The organism is Bradyrhizobium sp. WD16, assembly GCF_024181725.1.
GTDB lineage: Bacteria > Pseudomonadota > Alphaproteobacteria > Rhizobiales > Xanthobacteraceae > Bradyrhizobium_A.
The window spans coordinates 2172864-2191492 of record NZ_CP028908.1 but is presented as its reverse complement, the minus strand read 5'-3'; the positions used below and the strand labels follow the sequence as shown (position 1 = coordinate 2191492).

General features: G+C 64.9%; 18 protein-coding genes. 10 read left to right on the top strand and 8 right to left on the bottom strand.

Translation table 11 applies throughout. From position 1 onward, the window contains the following. The first annotated feature begins 11 nt into the window (after nt 1-11). The 3 genes from prfA to DB459_RS10140 all read left to right on the top strand — a co-directional run bounded on the left by prfA (nt 12) and on the right by DB459_RS10140 (nt 3551). Nucleotides 12-1091 carry a peptide chain release factor 1 gene (gene prfA / locus DB459_RS10150; RefSeq protein ID WP_253712724.1) on the top strand — a complete coding sequence of 360 codons (1080 nt, stop codon included), beginning with the start codon at nt 12-14 and terminating at the stop codon, nt 1089-1091. Continuing rightward, nucleotides 1088-1975 carry a peptide chain release factor N(5)-glutamine methyltransferase gene (gene prmC, locus DB459_RS10145; RefSeq protein WP_253712723.1) on the top strand — a complete coding sequence of 296 codons (888 nt, stop codon included), beginning with the start codon at nt 1088-1090 and terminating at the stop codon, nt 1973-1975. The genes prfA and prmC overlap by 4 nt, the downstream gene beginning before the upstream one ends. An 829-nt stretch (nt 1976-2804) precedes the next feature. Beyond that, entirely contained in the window at nt 2805-3551 is a 747-nt protein-coding gene (locus tag DB459_RS10140) for a DUF4167 domain-containing protein (protein ID WP_253712722.1), read from the top strand. A gap of 110 nt (nt 3552-3661) precedes the next feature. Here DB459_RS10140 and DB459_RS10135 read toward each other — a convergent pair whose 3' ends face one another. Continuing rightward, nucleotides 3662-4432 (bottom strand): class I SAM-dependent methyltransferase, encoded by a 771-nt coding sequence (locus tag DB459_RS10135; protein ID WP_253713508.1) that lies wholly within the window; start codon nt 4430-4432, stop codon nt 3662-3664. A 535-nt stretch (nt 4433-4967) separates the two neighbouring features. Between DB459_RS10135 and gloB the strand changes: the two genes are divergently transcribed. Beyond that, nucleotides 4968-5735: a hydroxyacylglutathione hydrolase gene (gene gloB / locus DB459_RS10130; protein WP_253712721.1), complete on the top strand. Its 768-nt coding sequence runs from the start codon at nt 4968-4970 to the stop codon at nt 5733-5735. A 4-nt stretch (nt 5736-5739) separates the two neighbouring features. Then, complete coding sequence (locus tag DB459_RS10125; RefSeq protein ID WP_253712720.1) at nt 5740-6165, top strand: cupin domain-containing protein; 426 nt, start codon at nt 5740-5742, stop codon at nt 6163-6165. 406 nt (nt 6166-6571) lie between these two features. On the opposite strand, the gene DB459_RS10120 is transcribed toward DB459_RS10125, so the two are convergent. The 3 genes from DB459_RS10120 to DB459_RS10110 all read right to left on the bottom strand — a co-directional run bounded on the left by DB459_RS10120 (nt 6572) and on the right by DB459_RS10110 (nt 9637). Continuing rightward, entirely contained in the window at nt 6572-7453 is an 882-nt protein-coding gene (locus DB459_RS10120) for a DMT family transporter (protein ID WP_253712719.1), read from the bottom strand. Nucleotides 7454-7544: 91 nt separating this feature from the next. Further along, nucleotides 7545-8270: an acetoacetyl-CoA reductase gene (gene phbB, locus DB459_RS10115; RefSeq protein ID WP_253712718.1), complete on the bottom strand. Its 726-nt coding sequence runs from the start codon at nt 8268-8270 to the stop codon at nt 7545-7547. Between the two features lie 191 nt (nt 8271-8461). Beyond that, entirely contained in the window at nt 8462-9637 is a 1176-nt protein-coding gene (locus DB459_RS10110; protein WP_253712717.1) for an acetyl-CoA C-acetyltransferase, read from the bottom strand. Nucleotides 9638-9982: 345 nt separating this feature from the next. On the opposite strand from DB459_RS10110, the gene phaR reads away from it, so the two are divergent. Further along, nucleotides 9983-10594, top strand: coding sequence for a polyhydroxyalkanoate synthesis repressor PhaR (gene phaR / locus DB459_RS10105; protein WP_253712716.1), 612 nt, complete (start codon nt 9983-9985; stop codon nt 10592-10594). A 456-nt stretch (nt 10595-11050) separates the two neighbouring features. Here the strand turns inward: phaR and DB459_RS10100 are convergent, their stop codons facing one another. After that, on the bottom strand, nt 11051-12772 hold the full coding sequence (locus DB459_RS10100) for a bifunctional diguanylate cyclase/phosphodiesterase (RefSeq protein ID WP_253712715.1): 1722 nt from the start codon (nt 12770-12772) through the stop codon (nt 11051-11053). A 251-nt stretch (nt 12773-13023) separates the two neighbouring features. Between DB459_RS10100 and DB459_RS10095 the strand changes: the two genes are divergently transcribed. Beyond that, nucleotides 13024-13314, top strand: coding sequence for a hypothetical protein (locus tag DB459_RS10095; protein WP_253712714.1), 291 nt, complete (start codon nt 13024-13026; stop codon nt 13312-13314). 35 nt (nt 13315-13349) lie between these two features. Here the strand turns inward: DB459_RS10095 and DB459_RS10090 are convergent, their stop codons facing one another. The 3 genes from DB459_RS10090 to mtgA all read right to left on the bottom strand — a co-directional run bounded on the left by DB459_RS10090 (nt 13350) and on the right by mtgA (nt 15151). Continuing rightward, on the bottom strand, nt 13350-13967 hold the full coding sequence (locus DB459_RS10090) for a hypothetical protein (RefSeq protein ID WP_253712713.1): 618 nt from the start codon (nt 13965-13967) through the stop codon (nt 13350-13352). Nucleotides 13968-14092: 125 nt separating this feature from the next. Then, nucleotides 14093-14278 (bottom strand): 50S ribosomal protein L32, encoded by a 186-nt coding sequence (gene rpmF / locus DB459_RS10085; RefSeq protein WP_253712712.1) that lies wholly within the window; start codon nt 14276-14278, stop codon nt 14093-14095. A 210-nt stretch (nt 14279-14488) separates the two neighbouring features. After that, on the bottom strand, nt 14489-15151 hold the full coding sequence (gene mtgA / locus DB459_RS10080; RefSeq protein WP_253712711.1) for a monofunctional biosynthetic peptidoglycan transglycosylase: 663 nt from the start codon (nt 15149-15151) through the stop codon (nt 14489-14491). A gap of 146 nt (nt 15152-15297) precedes the next feature. On the opposite strand from mtgA, the gene DB459_RS10075 reads away from it, so the two are divergent. The 3 genes from DB459_RS10075 (at nt 15298) to DB459_RS10065 (ending at nt 18608) form a co-directional block, all read left to right on the top strand. Continuing rightward, nucleotides 15298-16224 carry a polyprenyl synthetase family protein gene (locus DB459_RS10075; RefSeq protein ID WP_253712710.1) on the top strand — a complete coding sequence of 309 codons (927 nt, stop codon included), beginning with the start codon at nt 15298-15300 and terminating at the stop codon, nt 16222-16224. A 19-nt stretch (nt 16225-16243) separates the two neighbouring features. Next, complete coding sequence (locus DB459_RS10070) at nt 16244-16924, top strand: DUF1345 domain-containing protein (RefSeq protein ID WP_253712709.1); 681 nt, start codon at nt 16244-16246, stop codon at nt 16922-16924. A 76-nt stretch (nt 16925-17000) separates the two neighbouring features. Then, a complete protein-coding gene (locus tag DB459_RS10065) occupies nt 17001-18608 on the top strand; it encodes a Na+/H+ antiporter (RefSeq protein WP_253712708.1) in 1608 nt (535 codons plus the stop codon). Nucleotides 18609-18629 lie beyond the last annotated feature (21 nt).

The following is an 18629-nucleotide window of genomic DNA, read 5'->3' as shown; positions in this document are numbered from 1 at the left end:
CTGAGGCCGTCATGCTGCCGCAAACCAAACTCGACGCGCTGCTCGCGCGCCACGCCGGGCTGGAAGCCGAGCTCACCGGACAATTGAGCTCGGAGGCATTCGTGCGCGCCAGCCGCGAGTTGAGCGAGCTTGCCCCTGTGGTCGAGGCGGTCAAGGCGTATCGCACGGCCGAGCAAGAACTCGCCGACATCGAGGCCATGATCGGCGACGCGACCTCCGACCCCGAGATGCGGGCCATGGCCGAAGCCGAACGGCCGCAGTTGATGGCCCGCCGCGACGAACTCGCCCAGGCGATCCGGATTGCGCTCCTGCCCAAGGACGCCATGGACGATCGCAACGTGGTGCTGGAAATCCGCGCCGGCACCGGCGGCGACGAGGCGTCGCTGTTCGCCGGTGACCTGTTCCGGATGTATGAACGTTTCGCCGCACTTCACGGCTGGAGCGTCGAAGTCATTTCGGCCAGCGAAGGCACCATGGGCGGCTACAAGGAGATCATCGCCGAAATCCGCGGCCGCGGCGCCTTCGCCAAGCTGAAATTCGAGTCCGGCGCGCATCGCGTGCAGCGGGTGCCGGACACCGAGGCCTCCGGCCGTATCCATACCTCCGCGGCCACCGTGGCCGTGCTGCCCGAGGCCGAGGAAGTCGATGTCGACATCAAGGACACCGACCTGCGGATCGAAACCATGCGCTCCCAGGGCGCCGGCGGCCAGCACGTCAACAAGACCGAATCGGCGATCCGCATCACCCATCTGCCGACCGGCATCGTGGTCAGCATGCAGGACAGCCGGTCCCAGCATAAAAACCGCGCCAAGGCCATGACGCTGCTGCGCGCCCGCCTCTACGACGCCGAGGCGCAGAAGCTTCATGCCGAGCGCTCCGCCGACCGACGTGGCCAGGTCGGTAGCGGCGACCGCTCCGAGCGTATCCGCACCTACAATTTCCCGCAGGGCCGGGTCACCGACCACCGCATCAACCTCACGCTCTACAAGCTGCCGCAGGTGATCGCAGGCGAGGCGCTCGGCGAGCTCGTCGACGCTCTCACCACCGAGCACCAGGCGGCGCAGCTCGCCGCCGAAGGCGCCGCAGCGTGAGCTGCGATTTCGCCGGCCTCAGCATCGAGGCAGCGCGGCGGCGGCTGACTTCCCTGCTGCGGGACGCTGCCCTCGACACACCGGAGCTCGACGCCCGGCTGCTGGTCGGCCATGCCACCGGCCTCGATCTCACCGGCCTTGCCGTCGCGGCGCAAAGGACGCTCGGGCCTGATGAGGCCGCGCGCCTCAGCGAAGCCGCATGGCGGCGCCTTGCCGGCGAACCGGTGGCGCGGATCCTGGGTGAGAAGGAGTTCTGGGGACTGTCGTTGCGGCTGTCCCCGACCACGCTGGTGCCCCGGCCGGATACCGAAACGGTGGTCGAAGCCGCCCTCGCCGCCATGGCCGGCCGAACACCGGCGCGCATCGCCGATCTCGGCACCGGTAGCGGAGCGCTGCTTCTGGCGCTGGCCAGCGAATGGCCGCAAGCGCTTTGCATCGGCACCGACATCGACGAGGATGCCCTGCGCACCGCTCGCGCCAATGCCCGTCGGCTCAATCTTGCGGAGCGCGCAAAGTTCGCGCGGTGCAACTTCGCAGCGGCGCTCGCCGGCCCCTTCGATTTGATCGTGTCCAATCCGCCCTATATCCCCTCCGCGGAGATCGCCATGCTTGCACCCGAAGTACGTGAGCACGATCCCAGGCGGGCGCTCGATGGCGGCGAAGATGGCCTCGTTGCCTACCGCACCCTCATTCCGCAAGCGGCCGCATTGCTGGCGGCGGCAGGGGTTCTGATCGTCGAAGTCGGAGCCGGCCAGAGCGAACCAGTCGCACGGTTGATGAGCGATGCCGGATTAACCGGCCAGCCGACACGTCTGGATCTAGGCGGTATTCCGCGGGCGGTGGTGGGACGAAATTGCGAACCGCAAGCCCCCGAAATAGAATAAAAATCACTTGGAATATGCCCGCGGAGCGACTAGGTTCCGAATACAACATCGGTCTAGAAGTCGTCCCGTTGGCGCACGCATTGGATGCGAATGGCTCGCGACTGGAGGCTCGGATCCTTTTCCGGCGGGACTTGGTCCTCGGGAAGGGCGGACTGGTAGAGCGGTTCCAAACAAGTGGTCCCAGGAAAGTGGTTCCAAGAAAGTCTGCCGAGCGCGAGCCCAAGGGTGCTGCGCCGCTCGCGACTACCACGCGAATGAAAGCCGGATCGTTGCGCAGACGAGGCCAGTCCCGATCGTCCAGTTCCGTTGCAGCGCGCTCCGCTTGAGCGCCGCGTCCGGTCGGCATTTCAGCGAATTGGCACTTCCGGAGAGCGCTCGCGGGCGGATCTCTTTGAGCGAGTCTTCTTTGGGCGCCGATTCGAATCGCGGCTTTAAAATCGGGCTCAAGGCCGGAACTTCAGGCATCACCGGCGCAGCGAGGGCGCTTCGAGCTGGAGAATAAGATTCCAGAAATTGATCATGATCCAAAAAGGCGGCCGGCGGTTGTCCATCAGGATCATGGTCACGACGACGGAGTTCGGCGAGAGCCGGCCCGACCGAGACCAGAGCTCGGCAGGCGCCGCCTCCCTCCGCCTTCGAGACCAGACGGGCGCATTTGCCCGTTCTTTCACTACGGCCGACGCGTCTCGTGAGACACGTCTCGTGAACAAGGCTCATAGACCCGCCGGGCGAGCGGAACTCGCTGGCGGATCTTGCGGGCTCATCGTACGGGCTTCGACCTTGCGAGCTTAACGGTCGGCAAAATTCAGGGTTGGCGAAAAGGCACCTCATGCGAAACGGTCAGAATAAACAGCGGATGCGTAACCGGAATAACGGTCACAACCCGAATCGCCGCGGCCAGAACCCGATGACCCGGGTCTACGAATCCAACGGGCCCGACATCAAGATTCGCGGCACCGCCGCCCATGTCGCCGAGAAATATCTGCAACTCGCCCGTGATTCGCAGAGCTCCGGCGACCCAGTCGCCGCCGAGAACTATTACCAGCATGCCGAGCATTATTTCCGCCTGATTGCGGCAGCCCAGGAACAGTTCCGGCAAAACCTCCCGCAGCATCAGCAGCAGCCGCAGCCACGAGTCGAAGATGACGAAGGCGAGGACTTCAGCAATTTCGGTGCTGAACCCGGTTTCGTGCGCGATCCGCAGCCGCAGCCGCAATACCAGCAGCGCGATCAGCAGCCGCGAGAGCCGCGCGAACAGCCCTACCCCCAGCGCGACCGCGAGCAGCCGCGTGAGCAGGGCACGCGTGACCGCGACTCAGGCTTCCGCGACCAGCCGCGCGAGCAGCCCTATCGCGAGAACCGGGCGCAGCCCGCCGCCCAGCCCGAAACCGGCGACGTTGATCGCCTGCCGTCCTTCATCACCGGCACCCAGCCCGGTGCCGGCTTCGAAGCCGGTGGACACCAGGAAGGAGGCGGCCGCTTCCCGCCGCGCCGCCGCCGGCGGCCGCATGCACCGCGTCCCGAGGGCCGCGGGCCACAGGCGACGCCGAGCGAGGATTTCTCCTCGGGCGAGTGAGCAATCCGCCAGGCCGGTTGCAAAACAAAAATGATCAAGGCCCGCTCCTCTCAAGCGGGCCTTTCTGCTTTCTTCCGGCGCGTGGTCTGAACGCAGATGAAGGCAGCGCTTCACCCGCCGCGGGACGGATGCGGCGGCTGCGCCACGCAATCGCGCCGCGGCGCGGCCGACGGCACCAGCACCGGATCGAGCGACGGAATGAGGCGCGTGCGCGGCCGCCGAGCGGGAATAGCCCGATAGACCTGCTTGGTGGCCTCGACGATGTGTACGCCGGCGAAGGGCGAGGATACCGCCGCGCCGATGCGCTCCCAGGCCGCCGCCGAACGCAGGAACCAGCCGCCGTCGAGTGGCGGCACGAACAGCGCCTCGCTCCAGGCCGAGGGCGTGAACCAGGTCTGCCGCAGCAATTCGGTGATCTGACTGCGCGAATAGGGCCGGCCGTGGCCAAACGGCGTCTTGTCCGTGCGCGCCCACACGCTGCGCCGATTGGGGATCACCGCCATCATCCGTCCGGACGGTGCCAGGATCCGCCAGACCTCGCGCAGCAGCCCGGCCGGATCGTCGGACATCTCAAGGGCATGCACCAGCAGCACGCGATCGATCGCCGCATCGGGCAGCGGCAGCGAGAACTCGTCGACCAGCGCCGACAGGGTCGGACGCGCGGTCGGCCATTTCAGCACCCCCTGCGCGGCGGGCATGAAGGCGATGCAGCGCTCCGAATCGTCGCGAAACAGGCCTAGATAGGGCGTCGGATAGCCGATGCCGAGCACGCGCAGCCCGCGCGTATGCGGCCACTGTTCGCGAATGCCGCGATTGATCAGCCGTCGCGCCACGATGCCGAGGCGCTGCGAATAGAAATTGCGCAGGTCAATCACGTCCATGGTCATAAGGGTAATTTTAACCGATCCTGGCGGTCTAGTGTCCTGTCTCCGAATTACCGCTTCATTTGCCTCACCCTCGCACGGTAATTCGGAGACATAAAGGACACTAGCAAAATCAAAGCGCTAGTGTGGCTTATGTCTCGCAATTGCCTACGAGAGACTGGCCGCAAAGGCGGTAGGCAATTGCGAGACGCCACACTAGAGCAGACTCCGATCAAGGTGGATCATACCCGCATGCGGCGAAGTAGTTTGCGCATTGGGCGGGCTTGAAGATGTCGGCGCAGAATCTGACGCTCGTATGAAGAACTCGCTGCAATGCTGAAACGAGCGTCAGATCCACCGCACTAGCGCCATGATTTTGGCTGCGGCTTGGTTAATGCCGTGATCCGCCGCGTTGCCGCCAGCCAGCGGCGGTGCTCCGTACCGCGTCCGGGCCGGGACTCAAAGGCGCTCAAATGATCAGGCGTCCCGCGATGCCGGGTTGAACCTGGCGGCGCATCGCTCCAAAGTCGGCGCTTCTGCCAATGGAGCCGTCATGCCCGCCGAGATCCGCCTGTTCCCCTGTCTTTCGGACAATTTCGGCTATCTGATCCATGACCCCGCCAGCAAGGCGACGGCCTCGATCGATGCGCCGGAAGCCGCACCGATCATCAAGGCGCTGCAGCACGAAGGCTGGACCCTCACCGATATTCTCATCACCCACCATCATGCTGACCATGTCGGCGCCGTTGCGGAGCTGAAGGCGAAATACGACTGCCGCGTCGTCGCGCCGCACGACAAGGCCGTGGCCATCGCCGACGCCGACGAGCGCGTCCGCGAGGGCGACATCGTCCAGATCGGCACTATCGCGGCACGGGTGCTCGAGACTCCCGGCCACACCCTCGAACACGTCTCCTACATTCTCGACGCCGACCACGCCCTGTTCTGCGCCGACACGCTGTTCTCGGTCGGCTGCGGCCGGGTATTCGAAGGCACCTATCCGATGATGTGGGACTCGCTCAAGAAGCTCCGGGCCTTGCCGGACGCGACGAAGGTCTATTGCGGCCACGAATACACCCAGTCGAACGTCAAATTCGCACTCTCTGTGGAGCGCGATAACGAGGCGCTCGAGGCGCGCGCCGTGCAAGCTGCGCGGCTGCGCGCCCAGCACCTGCCGACGGTGCCCACCACTATCGGCGAGGAGAAGCAGACCAACGTTTTCCTGCGCGCCGACGTACCGTCGGTCGCGGCGGCGCTCGGCCTCACGGGGCGAAGCGCCGCAGAGGTGTTCGGCGAACTGCGCGAGCGCAAGAACAAGGCGTAAGCTTATGATCTCGGCCGCGCAGATCATCGCCGAACTCGGGCTGCTGCCGCACCCTGAGGGTGGTCACTACCGCGAGACATTTCGCGACCGCCGGGTCGATCACAGCGGCCGCGCCGCCTCGACCGCGATCTATTTCCTGCTGGCGCGCGGCCAACGCTCGCACTGGCACCGGGTCGACGCGGTCGAGATTTGGCATTTCCATGCCGGCGCGCCCCTGGCGCTGTCGATCGCCGACGAGCGCGGCCGGCGCAACTTGCGCCTCGGCGCCGAGCTGGCCGCCGGCGAGGCGCCCCAGGCGGTGGTGCCCGCCCGCGCCTGGCAGGCGGCGGAGAGTCTCGGCGACTGGACGCTGGTCGGCTGCACTGTAGCGCCGGGATTCGATTTCGCCGGCTTCGAACTGGCGCCGCCGGACTTTGTACCCGAGGGCTAGTGTGGTGGATCTGACGCTCGTTTCAGTATTGCAGCGAGTTCTTCGAACGAGCGTCAGATCCAAAACCACACTAGAATCATAATGATGCTAGTGCCCCCTTGTTTCCAACGTTCGTATGAGCGCCTGCTGCAATGGGATACGAGTTGGAAACAGGACACTAGTGTCCTGTCTCCGAATTACCGCTTCGTTTGCCTCTCGCTCGCACGGTAATTCGGAGACATAAGGGACACTAGCAAAATCAAAGTGCTAGTGTGGCTTATGTCTCGCAATTGCCTACAGGGGCTTGCCGCAAAGGGCATAGGCAATTGCGAGACGCCACACTAGCGTCCCTTTAGTCTCAGAATGATCGCTTCACTTGCCGCACGCTCAGACGGTCAGTCGCCACCGCGCGACCGATTGCCTTCGATCACGTCGGCTGCCGCCGCTGCAGACGCCACAGATCGCGCGCGGCGACGAGGCCGCCACCGCCAATGAGCAGCGCGGCGAGCGCGAGCTGCGATGTCGGCGTGGCGAAGCCGGCGGCAATCAGAAACCCGGTGGAGAACAACGGCGTCGCGTAGGACAGGGCACCGATCAGACGAATGTCGCCGCGTTTCATGCCGATGTCCCAGGCATAGAAGGCGAGGCCAACCGGGCCCAATCCCAGCGCGACGACACAGCCCCAGGCCAGCGCACCCTGCGGCCAGACAGTGGTCTCGAAAGCGAGATGACACAGCGCGGCGAGCACCGCGGTGGCAAGACAGAAGCCCGCCACGGCGTCGGTCGGCACCGCCTTGAACCGGCGGGACAGCACCGAATAGCCGGCCCAGACAAAGGCCGCACAGAACGCAGCCGCAAAACCCGGTGCCGCGCCGTCCGGCAGGGCCGCTCCGCCACCTGCCAGCAGCAGCACCGTGCCGGCGAGCCCGAGCAGCGCACCGAGGATGTGATGGAACGCCAGCCGCTCTCCGGGCAACAGCGCCGAGAACAGTACGATCAGCAGCGGCCACAGGTAATTGAACAACCCGGCTTCGGCCGGCGGCGCGAGGCGCAGCGCCAGGAAATACAGCGCGTGATAGCCGAACAGCCCGCCGGTGCCGATCAGCCACACCAGCGACGGCTGGACCAGCGCACGAGCGGCCTGCGGCCGCCACAGCCAGGTCACCGGACCGACGCAGCCGCCGATCGCAAAGGTCATGGCGGCGAGCTGAAACGGCGGGATCGGGCCGCTGGCTACGGTCAATGTCGACAGCAGCGACCACATCAGGATGGCCGAGAGTCCGATCAGGGTCGCTGTTGCCGCTGTCATGGAAAGGGAATCATTTGAATCGAGCGCCGCAATGCCACGCTGGCTCGCACGACCGCGCTGAAAGTCGGCAAGCGAGGTCGGGAGATCGGTATCAGACCAGGTACTGACCGCCGTTGATGGTGAGCGTCGAACCGGTGACGAAGCCGGCATCGTCGGAGGCGAGGAATACCACTCCGCGCGCGATCTCCTCGGGCTCGCCGAGACGATTTACCGGAATCATCGGCAGGATGCTCTTCTCGACGACGTCCTTCGGCACCGCCTGGACCATTTCGGTATTGATGTAACCCGGGCAGATGGCGTTGACGGTGATGCCGGTCTTGGCGTTTTCCAGCGCCAGCGCCTTGGTGAAGCCGATGTCGCCGGCCTTCGCCGCCGAGTAATTGACCTGGCCGAATTGCCCCTTCTGGCCGTTGATCGAGGAAATGTTGACGATGCGGCCAAATTTCCGCGCCCGCATGCCTTCGATGACATGCCTCGTCATATTGAACAACGAACCGAGATTGGTGTTGATCACCGCACTCCATTGTTCGAGCGTCATCTTGTGAAAGGCGGTGTCGCGGGTAATCCCGGCATTGTTGACCAGCACCTCGATGGGGCCGAGGTCGACTTCCACCTTCCTGATGCCTTCACCGCAGGCCTCGAAGGAGGCGACGTCCCACTTGAAGACCGGGATGCCGGTCTCGGACTTGAACTTGCTGGCAGCGTCATCATTGCCGGCATAACTCGCCGCCACGTTGTAACCGGCCAACTTGAGGGCCTTGCTGATCGCCGCGCCAATGCCGCGCGTGCCTCCCGTCACCAATGCCACTCGTGTCATTCCGACGTCTCCCTCGCAAGCCTTGTCGTCTGCTCCGGCAGACAAAGTATTCCGACACGCGCCACGAACTGCAAGACCAAATCGCTTGTGGGAATGAAAACAAAAATGCCCGGCAACAGGCCGGGCATTTTTCACACGTCGCGCCTTCGTCACGCGTGACTTGTATCACGCGCCGATTGTGCAGTGCGCTCTCAACGCTCGACGCAGAGCGCGATGCCCATACCGCCGCCGATGCACAGCGTGGCGAGGCCCTTCTTAGCGTCGCGCTTCTGCATCTCGTGCAGCAGCGTCACAAGGACGCGGGCGCCCGATGCGCCGATGGGATGACCGATCGCGATTGCGCCGCCGTTGACGTTCACCTTCGACGTATCCCAGCCGAGGTCCTTGTTGACGGCGCAGGCCTGGGCCGCGAAGGCCTCGTTGGCCTCGATGAGGTCGAGATCGTCGACCTTCCAGCCGGCCTTCTTGAGCGCCGCGCGCGATGCCGGAATCGGGCCGGTGCCCATGATCGAAGGGTCGACGCCTGCCTGGCCCCAGGAGACGATGCGCGCGATCGGCGAGCGGCCTTCCTTGGCGGCCTGTTTGGCGCTCATCAGCACCAGGGCGGCGGCGCCGTCATTGATGCCCGACGCGTTGCCGGCGGTCACGGTGCCCTCTTTCTCGAACGCCGGGCGCAGCTTGGCCATGGCCTCGATCGTGGCGCCATGGCGCGGATATTCGTCGGTGTCGACCACGACGTCGCCCTTGCGCGACTTGATGGTGACCGGGACGATCTCATCCTTGAAGCGCCCGGACTTCTGCGCCGCTTCCGCCTTGTTTTGCGACGACACCGCGAATTCGTCCTGCTGCAGACGCGTGATCTGGAACTGGCGGGCAACATTCTCGGCGGTGTTACCCATGTGATAGCCGTTGAAGGCGTCCCACAGACCGTCCTTGATCATGGTGTCGATGAAATCGACTGGGCCCATTTTAACGCCGCTGCGCAGATGCTGGGCATGGGTCGCCATGCTCATGGACTCCTGGCCGCCGGCCACCACGATCTCGGAATCACCATTGACGATGGCCTGGTAACCCAGCGCCACCGAACGAAGACCGGAGCCGCAGAGCTGGTTGACGCCCCAGGCCGGACTTTCCACCGGGATGCCGGCGGCGATCGACGCCTGCCGCGCCGGATTCTGGCCCTGAGCGGCGGTAAGAATCTGGCCCAGGATGACCTCGGAGATCCGGCCGGGTTCGATGCCGGCGCGCTGCAGGGCCGCCCTGATCGCCACGGCCCCGAGTTCATGGGCAGGCGTATTGGCGAAAGCGCCGTTGAACGACCCCACAGGGGTGCGGGCAGCGCTGACGATGACGACATCGTCGGACATGGACATCTCCTTAGGCTTCTGGGTTCGGAAGGAACGGGAACGAGGTCGTGCCGGGGGCCGGCTTGTCACGCGGTCTCGCAGCTATCCTGTTAACCAGACGAAGATGTGTCAATGCCATTCCCGCAAAGCAGCAATCGTGGCCCGGCGCAGCATTGCCGTGCACACCGGCGGTCGCCGTGCTGCACCGCACGCACCTGCTAGGGTATTAACTGTGCTGCATAAAACGGTAGCCGAGCGGTGCCGGACATGCTTTCCTGTTTTCGTTGCGATGCATTGACTGACCCCGGTTCCTGCCAGCGACCGTCCTTAAGCTCCCGTCCCGAACTCTCTTAGCGTGTGAGACCCATGGCGAAGTCAGAAACCCCAATCACCATCAAGAAATACGCCAATCGCAGGCTCTACAACACGGGCACCAGCACCTACGTCACGCTGGAAGACCTCGCCGCCATGGTCAAGGAGGGCGAGGATTTTCTCGTCTATGACGCGAAGACAGGCGACGACATCACGCGATCCGTGCTGGCGCAGATCATCTTCGAGCAGGAAAACAAGGCAGGACAGAATCTGCTGCCGACTACTTTCCTGCGGCAGCTCATCCGGTTCTACGGCGACAGCATGCAAATGGTGGTGCCGAAATATCTCGAAGCCTCGATCGAGACGCTGACGCGCGAACAGGAAAAATTTCGCAAGCAGATGACGAGTGCCTTCGGCAGCGGCGCCTTCGCACCACTCGAGGAGCAGGTCCGCCGAAATATGGAACTGTTCGAGCGGACCTTCTCGATGTTCAAGCCGTTCGGCATCGGCACGCTGCGCAAGGAAAGCACAATCGAACCGTCGCCCGAAACCGAAACCCCGCCGGAGAGCGGTGACATCGACGAACTGCGGCGACAGATGAAGGAAATGCAGGAGCGCCTCGACAAGATGTCGAAGGAACCGCCGAAGGAACCTTTAAAGGAATAAAAACCGACAGCGGATCGACGTAATTCATGCGAAAGGCGCTTCCGTGGTGGGAGCGCTTTTTTGTTGCGGCGAATTCGGTGCCAGCCGCCGCTGAAACCCATTCCAAAGCACATCGGACAACGTGTTCGGACACCTGACGTAAGTAGCAAAGTCAAAAAAATCCAGTGCGGCCGATGTCCTGGCGCATATGGGGACAGGCAATCGAAAGACGCAGCACGAGAGCCTTCTCCGCTCCGATCTTTGTTTGACGCGTTTTCTTCACGCTAACCGGTATCCACTTCGCGGGAAAACGCTCTAGTGTCCCGTCTCCGAATTACCGCTACGTTTGCCTCGCGCTCGCACGGTCATTCGGAGACATAGGGACACTAGCAAAATCAAAGTGCTAGTGTGGCTTATGTCTCGCAATTGCCTACAGGGGCTTGCCGCAAAGGGCATAGGCAATTGCGAGACGCCACACTAGGGTTCTGGCCCGATGGCTGATGTGCCGGACGCAGACTGCTGCCAAGGCCGCTCCGCCGCAGCGAGACCTATCAACCGCCCCTGCAGGTAGTCGCAACCCCAATCGCGCAGCAGCGCCGCGGATTCTTCGTCCTGCACCCATTCGGCCACGGTCTTGATACCGAGCCGCCGCGCGAGATCGAGCAGCGTCTGCACGAAAGCGCGATCGTCAGCCGAATGGACAATATTCTGCACGAAGGCGCCGTCGATCTTGACGAGATCAACGCCGAGCCGGCGCAGGTTGCGGAAAGAGGTATTGCCGGCGCCGAAATCATCGATGGCGATCCGCGCCCCGAATTTCTTCAAGCGCATGACGAAGCCGCGCACGTCATCGACGTCCTGAATGGCGGCGGTCTCGGTGATTTCGACCGTCAATCGATCGGCAACGCCGGGATGGGCGAGAAGCAACGCCTCGATGCGCGCCCACCATTCCGGGTCGGTGGTGGTGTCCGGCGAGATATTGAGGCTGAGCCGGGCCTGCGGCGCTGCAGCGAGATCCGCAATCACAAGTTCGAGTACACGCTGGTCGACGAGGCGAATGAGCCCGAGGCGCTCGGCGACCGGCACGATGTCCGGCGCCAGCATCAGCGTGCCGTCGTCCTGGCGCATCCGCACCAGACACTCGTGAAATGCGACTTTACGCTCCTTCGCGTCGGCGATCGGCTCGTAGGCGACCACGAGGCGTCGATCGTTCAGCGCGCTGATGATCTCGTCGGTGACCCGGATATTCACTCGACGCTGGGCCTCGCGCTCGGCGTTGGGCCGCCAGGCATGATAGGAGCCGCGGCGGCGCTTGGCGATCGCCAAGGACTCCTGGGCACGCGTCACGACGTCATCGGCGGTCCGAGCGTAGCGCGGCGCGGCAATAGCGCCGATCGATGCCGTCACCGCGACCGGCCCGGAGCTCGTCGGAATTACTTCGTTGCGGATCGCGGAGAGAAATCGTTCGGCGGCCACAGCCATCTCCTCCGCGGTGCAATTCTTCAAGACAACGCCGAACTTGTTGCCGGAAGCACGAGCGAGGACGTCGCCACCGCGCAGTCTCACGCGAATGCGTCGGGCCACCTCGATGATGACCTCATCGGCGACATCGAAGCCGAAAGCGTCATTGACGTGGTCGAGGTCATCGATGCCGAGCAGCAGAAAGGCTGCAGAGGTGTGGAAGCGCGCGGCTTCCTCGAGCGTCTCGGCGATCGCCGCGAGCAGATGGCTGCGATTGAGCTCGCCGGTCAGCGGGTCGTGGCTTGCGAGCCGGCGCAATTGTTCATCGCGCGCATGACGCTCGCTGATCACCCGGACAAACCCTTCGACACGTGCCGGACGGCCATCGCGGCCAGCAAACCAGCAGCCGGCCTCCTCCACCCAGAGGAGTTCGGTCGAGGAAGCAGTGCGGATGCCATATTCGATGGCGTAACGCACCCCGGCTCCGCCATCGCTGGCAGGCGAATTCAGCACGGCGTCGGAGCGGACGCCGGGCGTGGGCTCGATCTGACGGGCATAGGCTGCGCCGCTGGCGCGAGCCTCGGGTGCAAGATGTGGCAGTACGTCGGCGACGGCGTCCCCCCAGACCATGGCATCAGTGGCAAGATCCCAGGCAAAACCCACCGCGCCCACCCGCCCCAGCAAAGCGCCAGGCTCGGGCAGATCAGGCGACGTCCCGCTTGCCGACGAGCCGTTCATCGAAGTCCCACTTCTCGCGGTCGTGGGCTGTGCGCCTGTGGAAGCCTTGCTCACGATTGCCTCTTACCGGGGACAGCGCCTGCGATTCGCGTCAAGAAAGGTAAATGGCCCGATCAGCTCGGGCTATGACGCCATCCTAAAGAACTGCCGAATTCGCGCCAGTGAGCTTTTTCGGGCGGAAGCGGATCCGGCACGGCTGTTGCGAGGTTGATTTCGTCGACGCCACGCGCGTCCCGGAAAGAGACATTATCATGGGCAAGATCGAGGATATCGCTCCGCAAGGAGCCGGCAGCGAGACACGTGCCCTGGTATTGCGTTTTCCGACCCTCGAGGCTGAGGGTACGCAAGAGGCGCGGCGGCTGGTTCAGGTGCGGCCGGACGCGGGCTTCATCGCCCAATTGATCGCGACCGCCGAGCATCTGCCGCAGACCCGCAGTCTTCGCCGGGCCGACCCCGCGGACGCGCAGCTGAGCTACCGCTGTGTCGCCAACCAGGAGCGGCCTGCGCCGCAGACGAAAGCAAGGACCAGCCGGATGGCCTGACCGTCACCGCGGCCCCGGCCCGATCGAAGGCGGGGTTAGCGCGGCGGCTCTGTCGGCGCGCCCGGACGAACGTCGAGAACCGAGCGAGCCTGATCGGCGGCCGATGCCGACGGTGAGGAATGCGCGGGCTCGATGGTGGCGAGCGGCGGCGGCGCCACCGGCTCGGGCCGCGGCTGCGGGGCATTGTCCTGGACCGGGAGCGGCGCAGGCTGGGCAGACGCCGGCTGCGAGGCGGGCGCTTCCGCCACGACGATAGCACTGCGGCCGGCCGTTGCTGCGCGCAGACGCCGCTGGCGCAGCCGCAGCATCACGCCGCCGAGAAAATCGACCAGCGTCATCAACACCAGCAGGAAAAAGACCGAATTGCCGAAGCGCGGCAGCAGCAGGAATTCCGCGGCCGCGCCGCCGCAGACCAGCAGCGCCAGGGCGTGATCCATGAAATATTTTCCGCCCGGCCGCGAGCCTTTGACGACTTCGAGCAGCAGGAGCAGGAGGCCGAGTGCGAGCAGCGCGTCGCCGAAGGTTACCGTCCAGGCGGCACGCGACATCAGCGACAGGGTGACGATCGGATCGGTGAAGGACACCCCCGGCATCAGAAAGACGAGGATGTTGACGATCGCGATGGGGATCAGCAGCAGCGGGAAACCGATCATGCAGCTCGGCCAGGCATTCGTTGTCGGCTCCGACGTCCCGCTTCCTGAAGTTCAGCGATCTTCAGGCGCGATGGGCACCGGCCGTCAGCCGGTGCTCCTTAAGGCGCGCCGCCGCCCTGGAAGCCTCAGGCTTCCTTCTTCGGCTTGAGAACCTGACGGCCCTTGTACATGCCGGTCTTGAGATCGAGGTGGTGCGGACGGCGCAATTCGCCGGAGTCCTTGTCCTCGACATAGGTCGGCGACTTGAGCGCGTCGGCGGAACGACGCATGCCACGCCGCGAGGGCGAAGTCTTTCTACGGGGAACGGCCATCGGAGGTATCCTTGCAAGGTCTTCGCCGCTCGCCATCCCTGACGTCAGGACGGGCCCGGCTCGCTGTAAATTCGGGATTATGGCGGGGCTTATAGTGGAAGGGTTCGGCCAAATCTAGTGTGCGACCCAGAAATTCCCCTCAAGGCGGGTGCCGTCCGGGGTGCGGACGGTAAATAGGGCCGAAACGGAACAATTGCACTCGCGGTCCGCTCACCTCAGACAGGACCGCGATCCTTCGGCTTGCGCCCGAGCGGCGTATTTACCGGCGAGCCGCCGCACCCCTGCGCCAGGATTGCGGGCGCTGCGGGTAACCGGATTGGGCAGGATCGCCGCCATCAGCGCCGCCTCGCGGGGGCCAAGGTCGGCGGCGGAGCGGCCGAAAGCGTAGCGGGCCCCGGCTTCGGCCCCGAACTGGCCGACGGGGCCCCATTCAGCAACATTGAGATAGAGTTCCATGACGCGCCGTTTCGGCAGCACCAGATCGATCCAGAGCGCCAGCGGTAGTTCCAAGCCCTTGCGGACGATGCTGCGCCCCGGCCACAGGAACAGATTCTTGGCGACCTGCTGGGTGATGGTCGAGCCGCCGCGGCTCACTTCACCCTCCTGGGCGTCGTCGATGACGTCCTGCAGGGCATCCCAGTCGATGCCATGATGGCTGCAGAATTTGGCGTCTTCCGAGGCGATCACGGTGCGCGGCAGTATCGGGGCGACCTCGGCGAGGTCGACCCAGGTTCGCGCCACCGGCGCCCCGACGAGCTTTCGCCACAGCATCAGCGTCGAGACCGGATGGCCGGAGCCGTAGAACGGCACCAGGCCATAGGGCAGCGCCAGCGCGATAACCACGATCAGGAGAAGGCTGCGGACAACGCGCAAGGGCTGTGCTACCCGGCTCACCGAAACTGCGACATATGGAACGGGTCCCCGCTCCCCATAACCCGGATTGCCGCTGCGCTCCAGTTCACGGCCGCCCGGCGGAAACCCGTACGTCGCCCCCATATTTTGCTTTGGAGCCAGTTTATATGACGCAAGCGCCTTTCTCGCAGGATTTCGCCCGCCGGCTCGACAAGACGGCCGAGGACACCGAGGCCCTGCTCGGCCGCGTCCTCTCGGACGAGATCCTCGAGAACGAGATCGCCCGCCCGAGGCGGCTGCTCGAGGCAATGCGCTATGGCAGCCTCAACGGCGGCAAGCGGCTGCGCCCCTTCCTCGTGGTCGAGAGTGCTGCACTGTTCGACGTGCCCCCAGCAGGCGCCCTGCTGGCCGGCGCAGCGCTGGAATGCATTCATTGCTATTCGCTGATCCACGACGATCTGCCCGCCATGGACAACAGCGACCTACGGCGCGGCCGACCAACGACGCATAAGGCCTATGACGATGCCACCGCCATTCTCGCCGGTGACGCTCTGCTGACCATCGCCTTCGACATCACCACGCGCGACGAAATCCATCCCGAGGCCGGCGTGCGCCTGGCGCTGACGCGGGCGCTGGCCCGGGCCGCCGGCATCGGCGGCATGGCTGGCGGCCAAATTCTCGATCTCGCCGGCGAAGGCCGCTTCGGCGACCGCGAGCCGGTCGACGTGGCACGGCTGCAGCAGATGAAGACTGGCGCGCTACTGCGTTTCGGCTGCCAAGCCGGCGCGATCCTCGGCAAGGCGTCGCCGTCGAACTACAAGGCCCTCGACGATTACGGCCGCGCCTTCGGCGAAGCCTTCCAGATCGCCGACGACCTGCTCGACGTCGAGGGCGATGCCGCGGCGCTCGGCAAGCCCGCCGGCCAGGATGCCGCCCTTGGCAAGACCACTTTCGTGACGCGGCTCGGCATCGACGGCGCCAAGCGCCGCCTGCAAAATCTGCTCGCCACCGCCGACACGGCGCTCGCTCCGTTTGGCGAGCGCGCCGACATCCTGCGCGCCGCGGCCCGTTTCGTGGCCGAGCGCAAGAACTGACGCGGCGGTGCCGGGTCCGATGAGCGATCCCCAAATGCTGGAGCGCAGGGCGAGGCGGATCCGGGCCTATCCGAGAATGCTGCGCATCTTCGTGGTCCGGCCGCGCTTCTTCCTGTCGATCGCGATCGGGCTTGTCGCTCTCGCGCTGATGCCGCAGACGCTACGCCTGGTGGTGCGGCTGCTGTTCGCCTGGGATATCGCCATCGCGCTCTATCTCATCCTCGCCTATACGATGGTGATGACCACCGGCCTCACCCACATCCGACACAACGCCAGATTGCAGGACGACGGCCGCTTCGCGATCCTGATCCTGACCGCAGTGGCTGCGTTCGCCACCCTGGGCGCAATCGTCGGCGAACTCGGCCCCGCGCACCGCACTCCGTTCGCCCTCGGCTTCGCGCTCGTCACCATCGCCCTGTCCTGGTCGGCTATCCACACCACCTTCGCGCTCCATTACGCCCACGAATATTATCGCGGCAGCAAGGAAGGCGGCCTCGCTTTTCCGGGCGACGGCGAGCCGCCGGACTACTGGGACTTCGTCTATTTCTCGTTCGTCATCGGCATGACCGCGCAGGTCTCCGACGTCGGGGTCACCGACAAACTGATCCGCCGCACCGCCACGGCGCACGGCATCACCTCATTCGTGTTCAATACGGCCCTGCTGGCGCTCACGGTCAATATCGCCGCCAGCGCATTGTAGAGCCTGACGCGTCGATCGCAGGGAACCCCACGGGTCGATTGACGCACCGCCACGGCGCAGCCAATTTGGCCGAGCAATGACCCACGATTTCCTCCTTCTGCTATTCCTGCTCACCGCCATGGCCGCTACCGCCGCCGTGGCGCGGCGTTTCGACCTGACCCCGGCCATCGCCTTCCTCGTCAGCGGCCTCGCTCTCGCCTTCATTCCCGGGCTGCCCCGTTTCGAACTCGCGCCCGAGGTGGTGCTGCTGATCGTGCTGCCGCCCCTGATCTACTCCAGCGGCGTCGCCATGAGCTGGCGCGAATTCCACGCCAATTTGCGCCCGATCGCGCTGCTCGCGATCGGCTGCGTCGTCTTCACCACCTTCGCGGTGGCCGCCGCGGTGCACTGGGCGCTCGGAGCGCCCTGGACCATCGGCTTCGTGCTCGGCGCCATCGTCTCGCCGCCGGATGTGGTGGCGCCACTGGCGATCGCCCGGCGCTTGCATCTGCCACGACGTATTCTCGTCATCCTCGAAGGCGAGGGCCTCGCCAACGATGCCACCGCGCTGATCCTCTACCGGTTCGCCGTGCTGGCGGTGAGCACCGGCGCCTTCTCGCTGATGAAGGCCTCGGGCTATTTCGTCCTGATAGTCGCCTGCGAACTGTTCTTCGGCATCGCCGTCGGCTGGCTGAGCCTGCGGCTGCGGCACTGGGCCCATGACGAGCGCGTCGAGATCGCGCTGTCGCTGCTCACGCCCTATCTCGCCTATTGGGTGCCCGAGCATCTCGGCGGCTCGGGCGTCATTGCCACCGTGGCTGCCGGCCTCTATGTCAGCTGGAACGGTCCGCTGCTGATCTCGGCGGCGACGCGGCTGCAGGGCGTCTTCTTTTGGGATCTCGTCACCTGGCTGATTGAAGGCACGCTGTTCCTGTTGATGGGCTTCCAGATGCGCATCGCCATGGAAAAGACCAAGGCGGTGCCGCTGCACAATGTGGTCACAGCAGTGGCAGTGACCACGGTGATGGTGATCGCCGCGCGTTTCGTGTGGGTCTTCGCCGGCACCTATCTCGAGCGCTTCCTCACCCCGAAGCTGCGCGCGCTCGACGAGCTCCCGGACTGGCGCCATGTCACCGTCGTCGGCTTCACCGGCATTCGCGGCGTGGTGTCGCTGGCGGTTGCCCTCGCGGTGCCCTTGAGCTTGCCGAATGGCGAGGAATTTCCCTATCGCGACATGATCCAATTCACGACTTTCGGCGTCGTGTTTTTCACGCTGGTCGGAATCGGCACGATCTTGCCGCCGCTGGTGCGGCTGCTCGGCCTGCCCCATCACGGCCGGAGCGAGGAGGTGCATGAGCGCGAAATGGAGATCGCCGCGCGGCGCGAGATCCTGCAGGCAGCGCGGCATAGGCTCGAGTCGATCGGCAGCCGGGACGATGTCTCGGAGAGCGTCATGAAGTTCCTCGAGGCCCGCCAGGAGACCCGCCGCCGAGCCATTCCCGATCCGCCGGCCAGGGATGGCCAACCCCACGCCGCCACTCATGGAGCACGACTGGTGCGCGAATTGATCAACGAGGAACGCAAGTTCCTCCACGACCTGTTGCGCGACGGCAAGATCACCGACGAGACGCGACGCCGGATCGAGCGCGACCTTGATCTCGAGGAGGCCGTGGTCAACAACCGCGAGAAGAACACGCCGCTGTAGCGCGCGCGTTTTTCTCCAGGC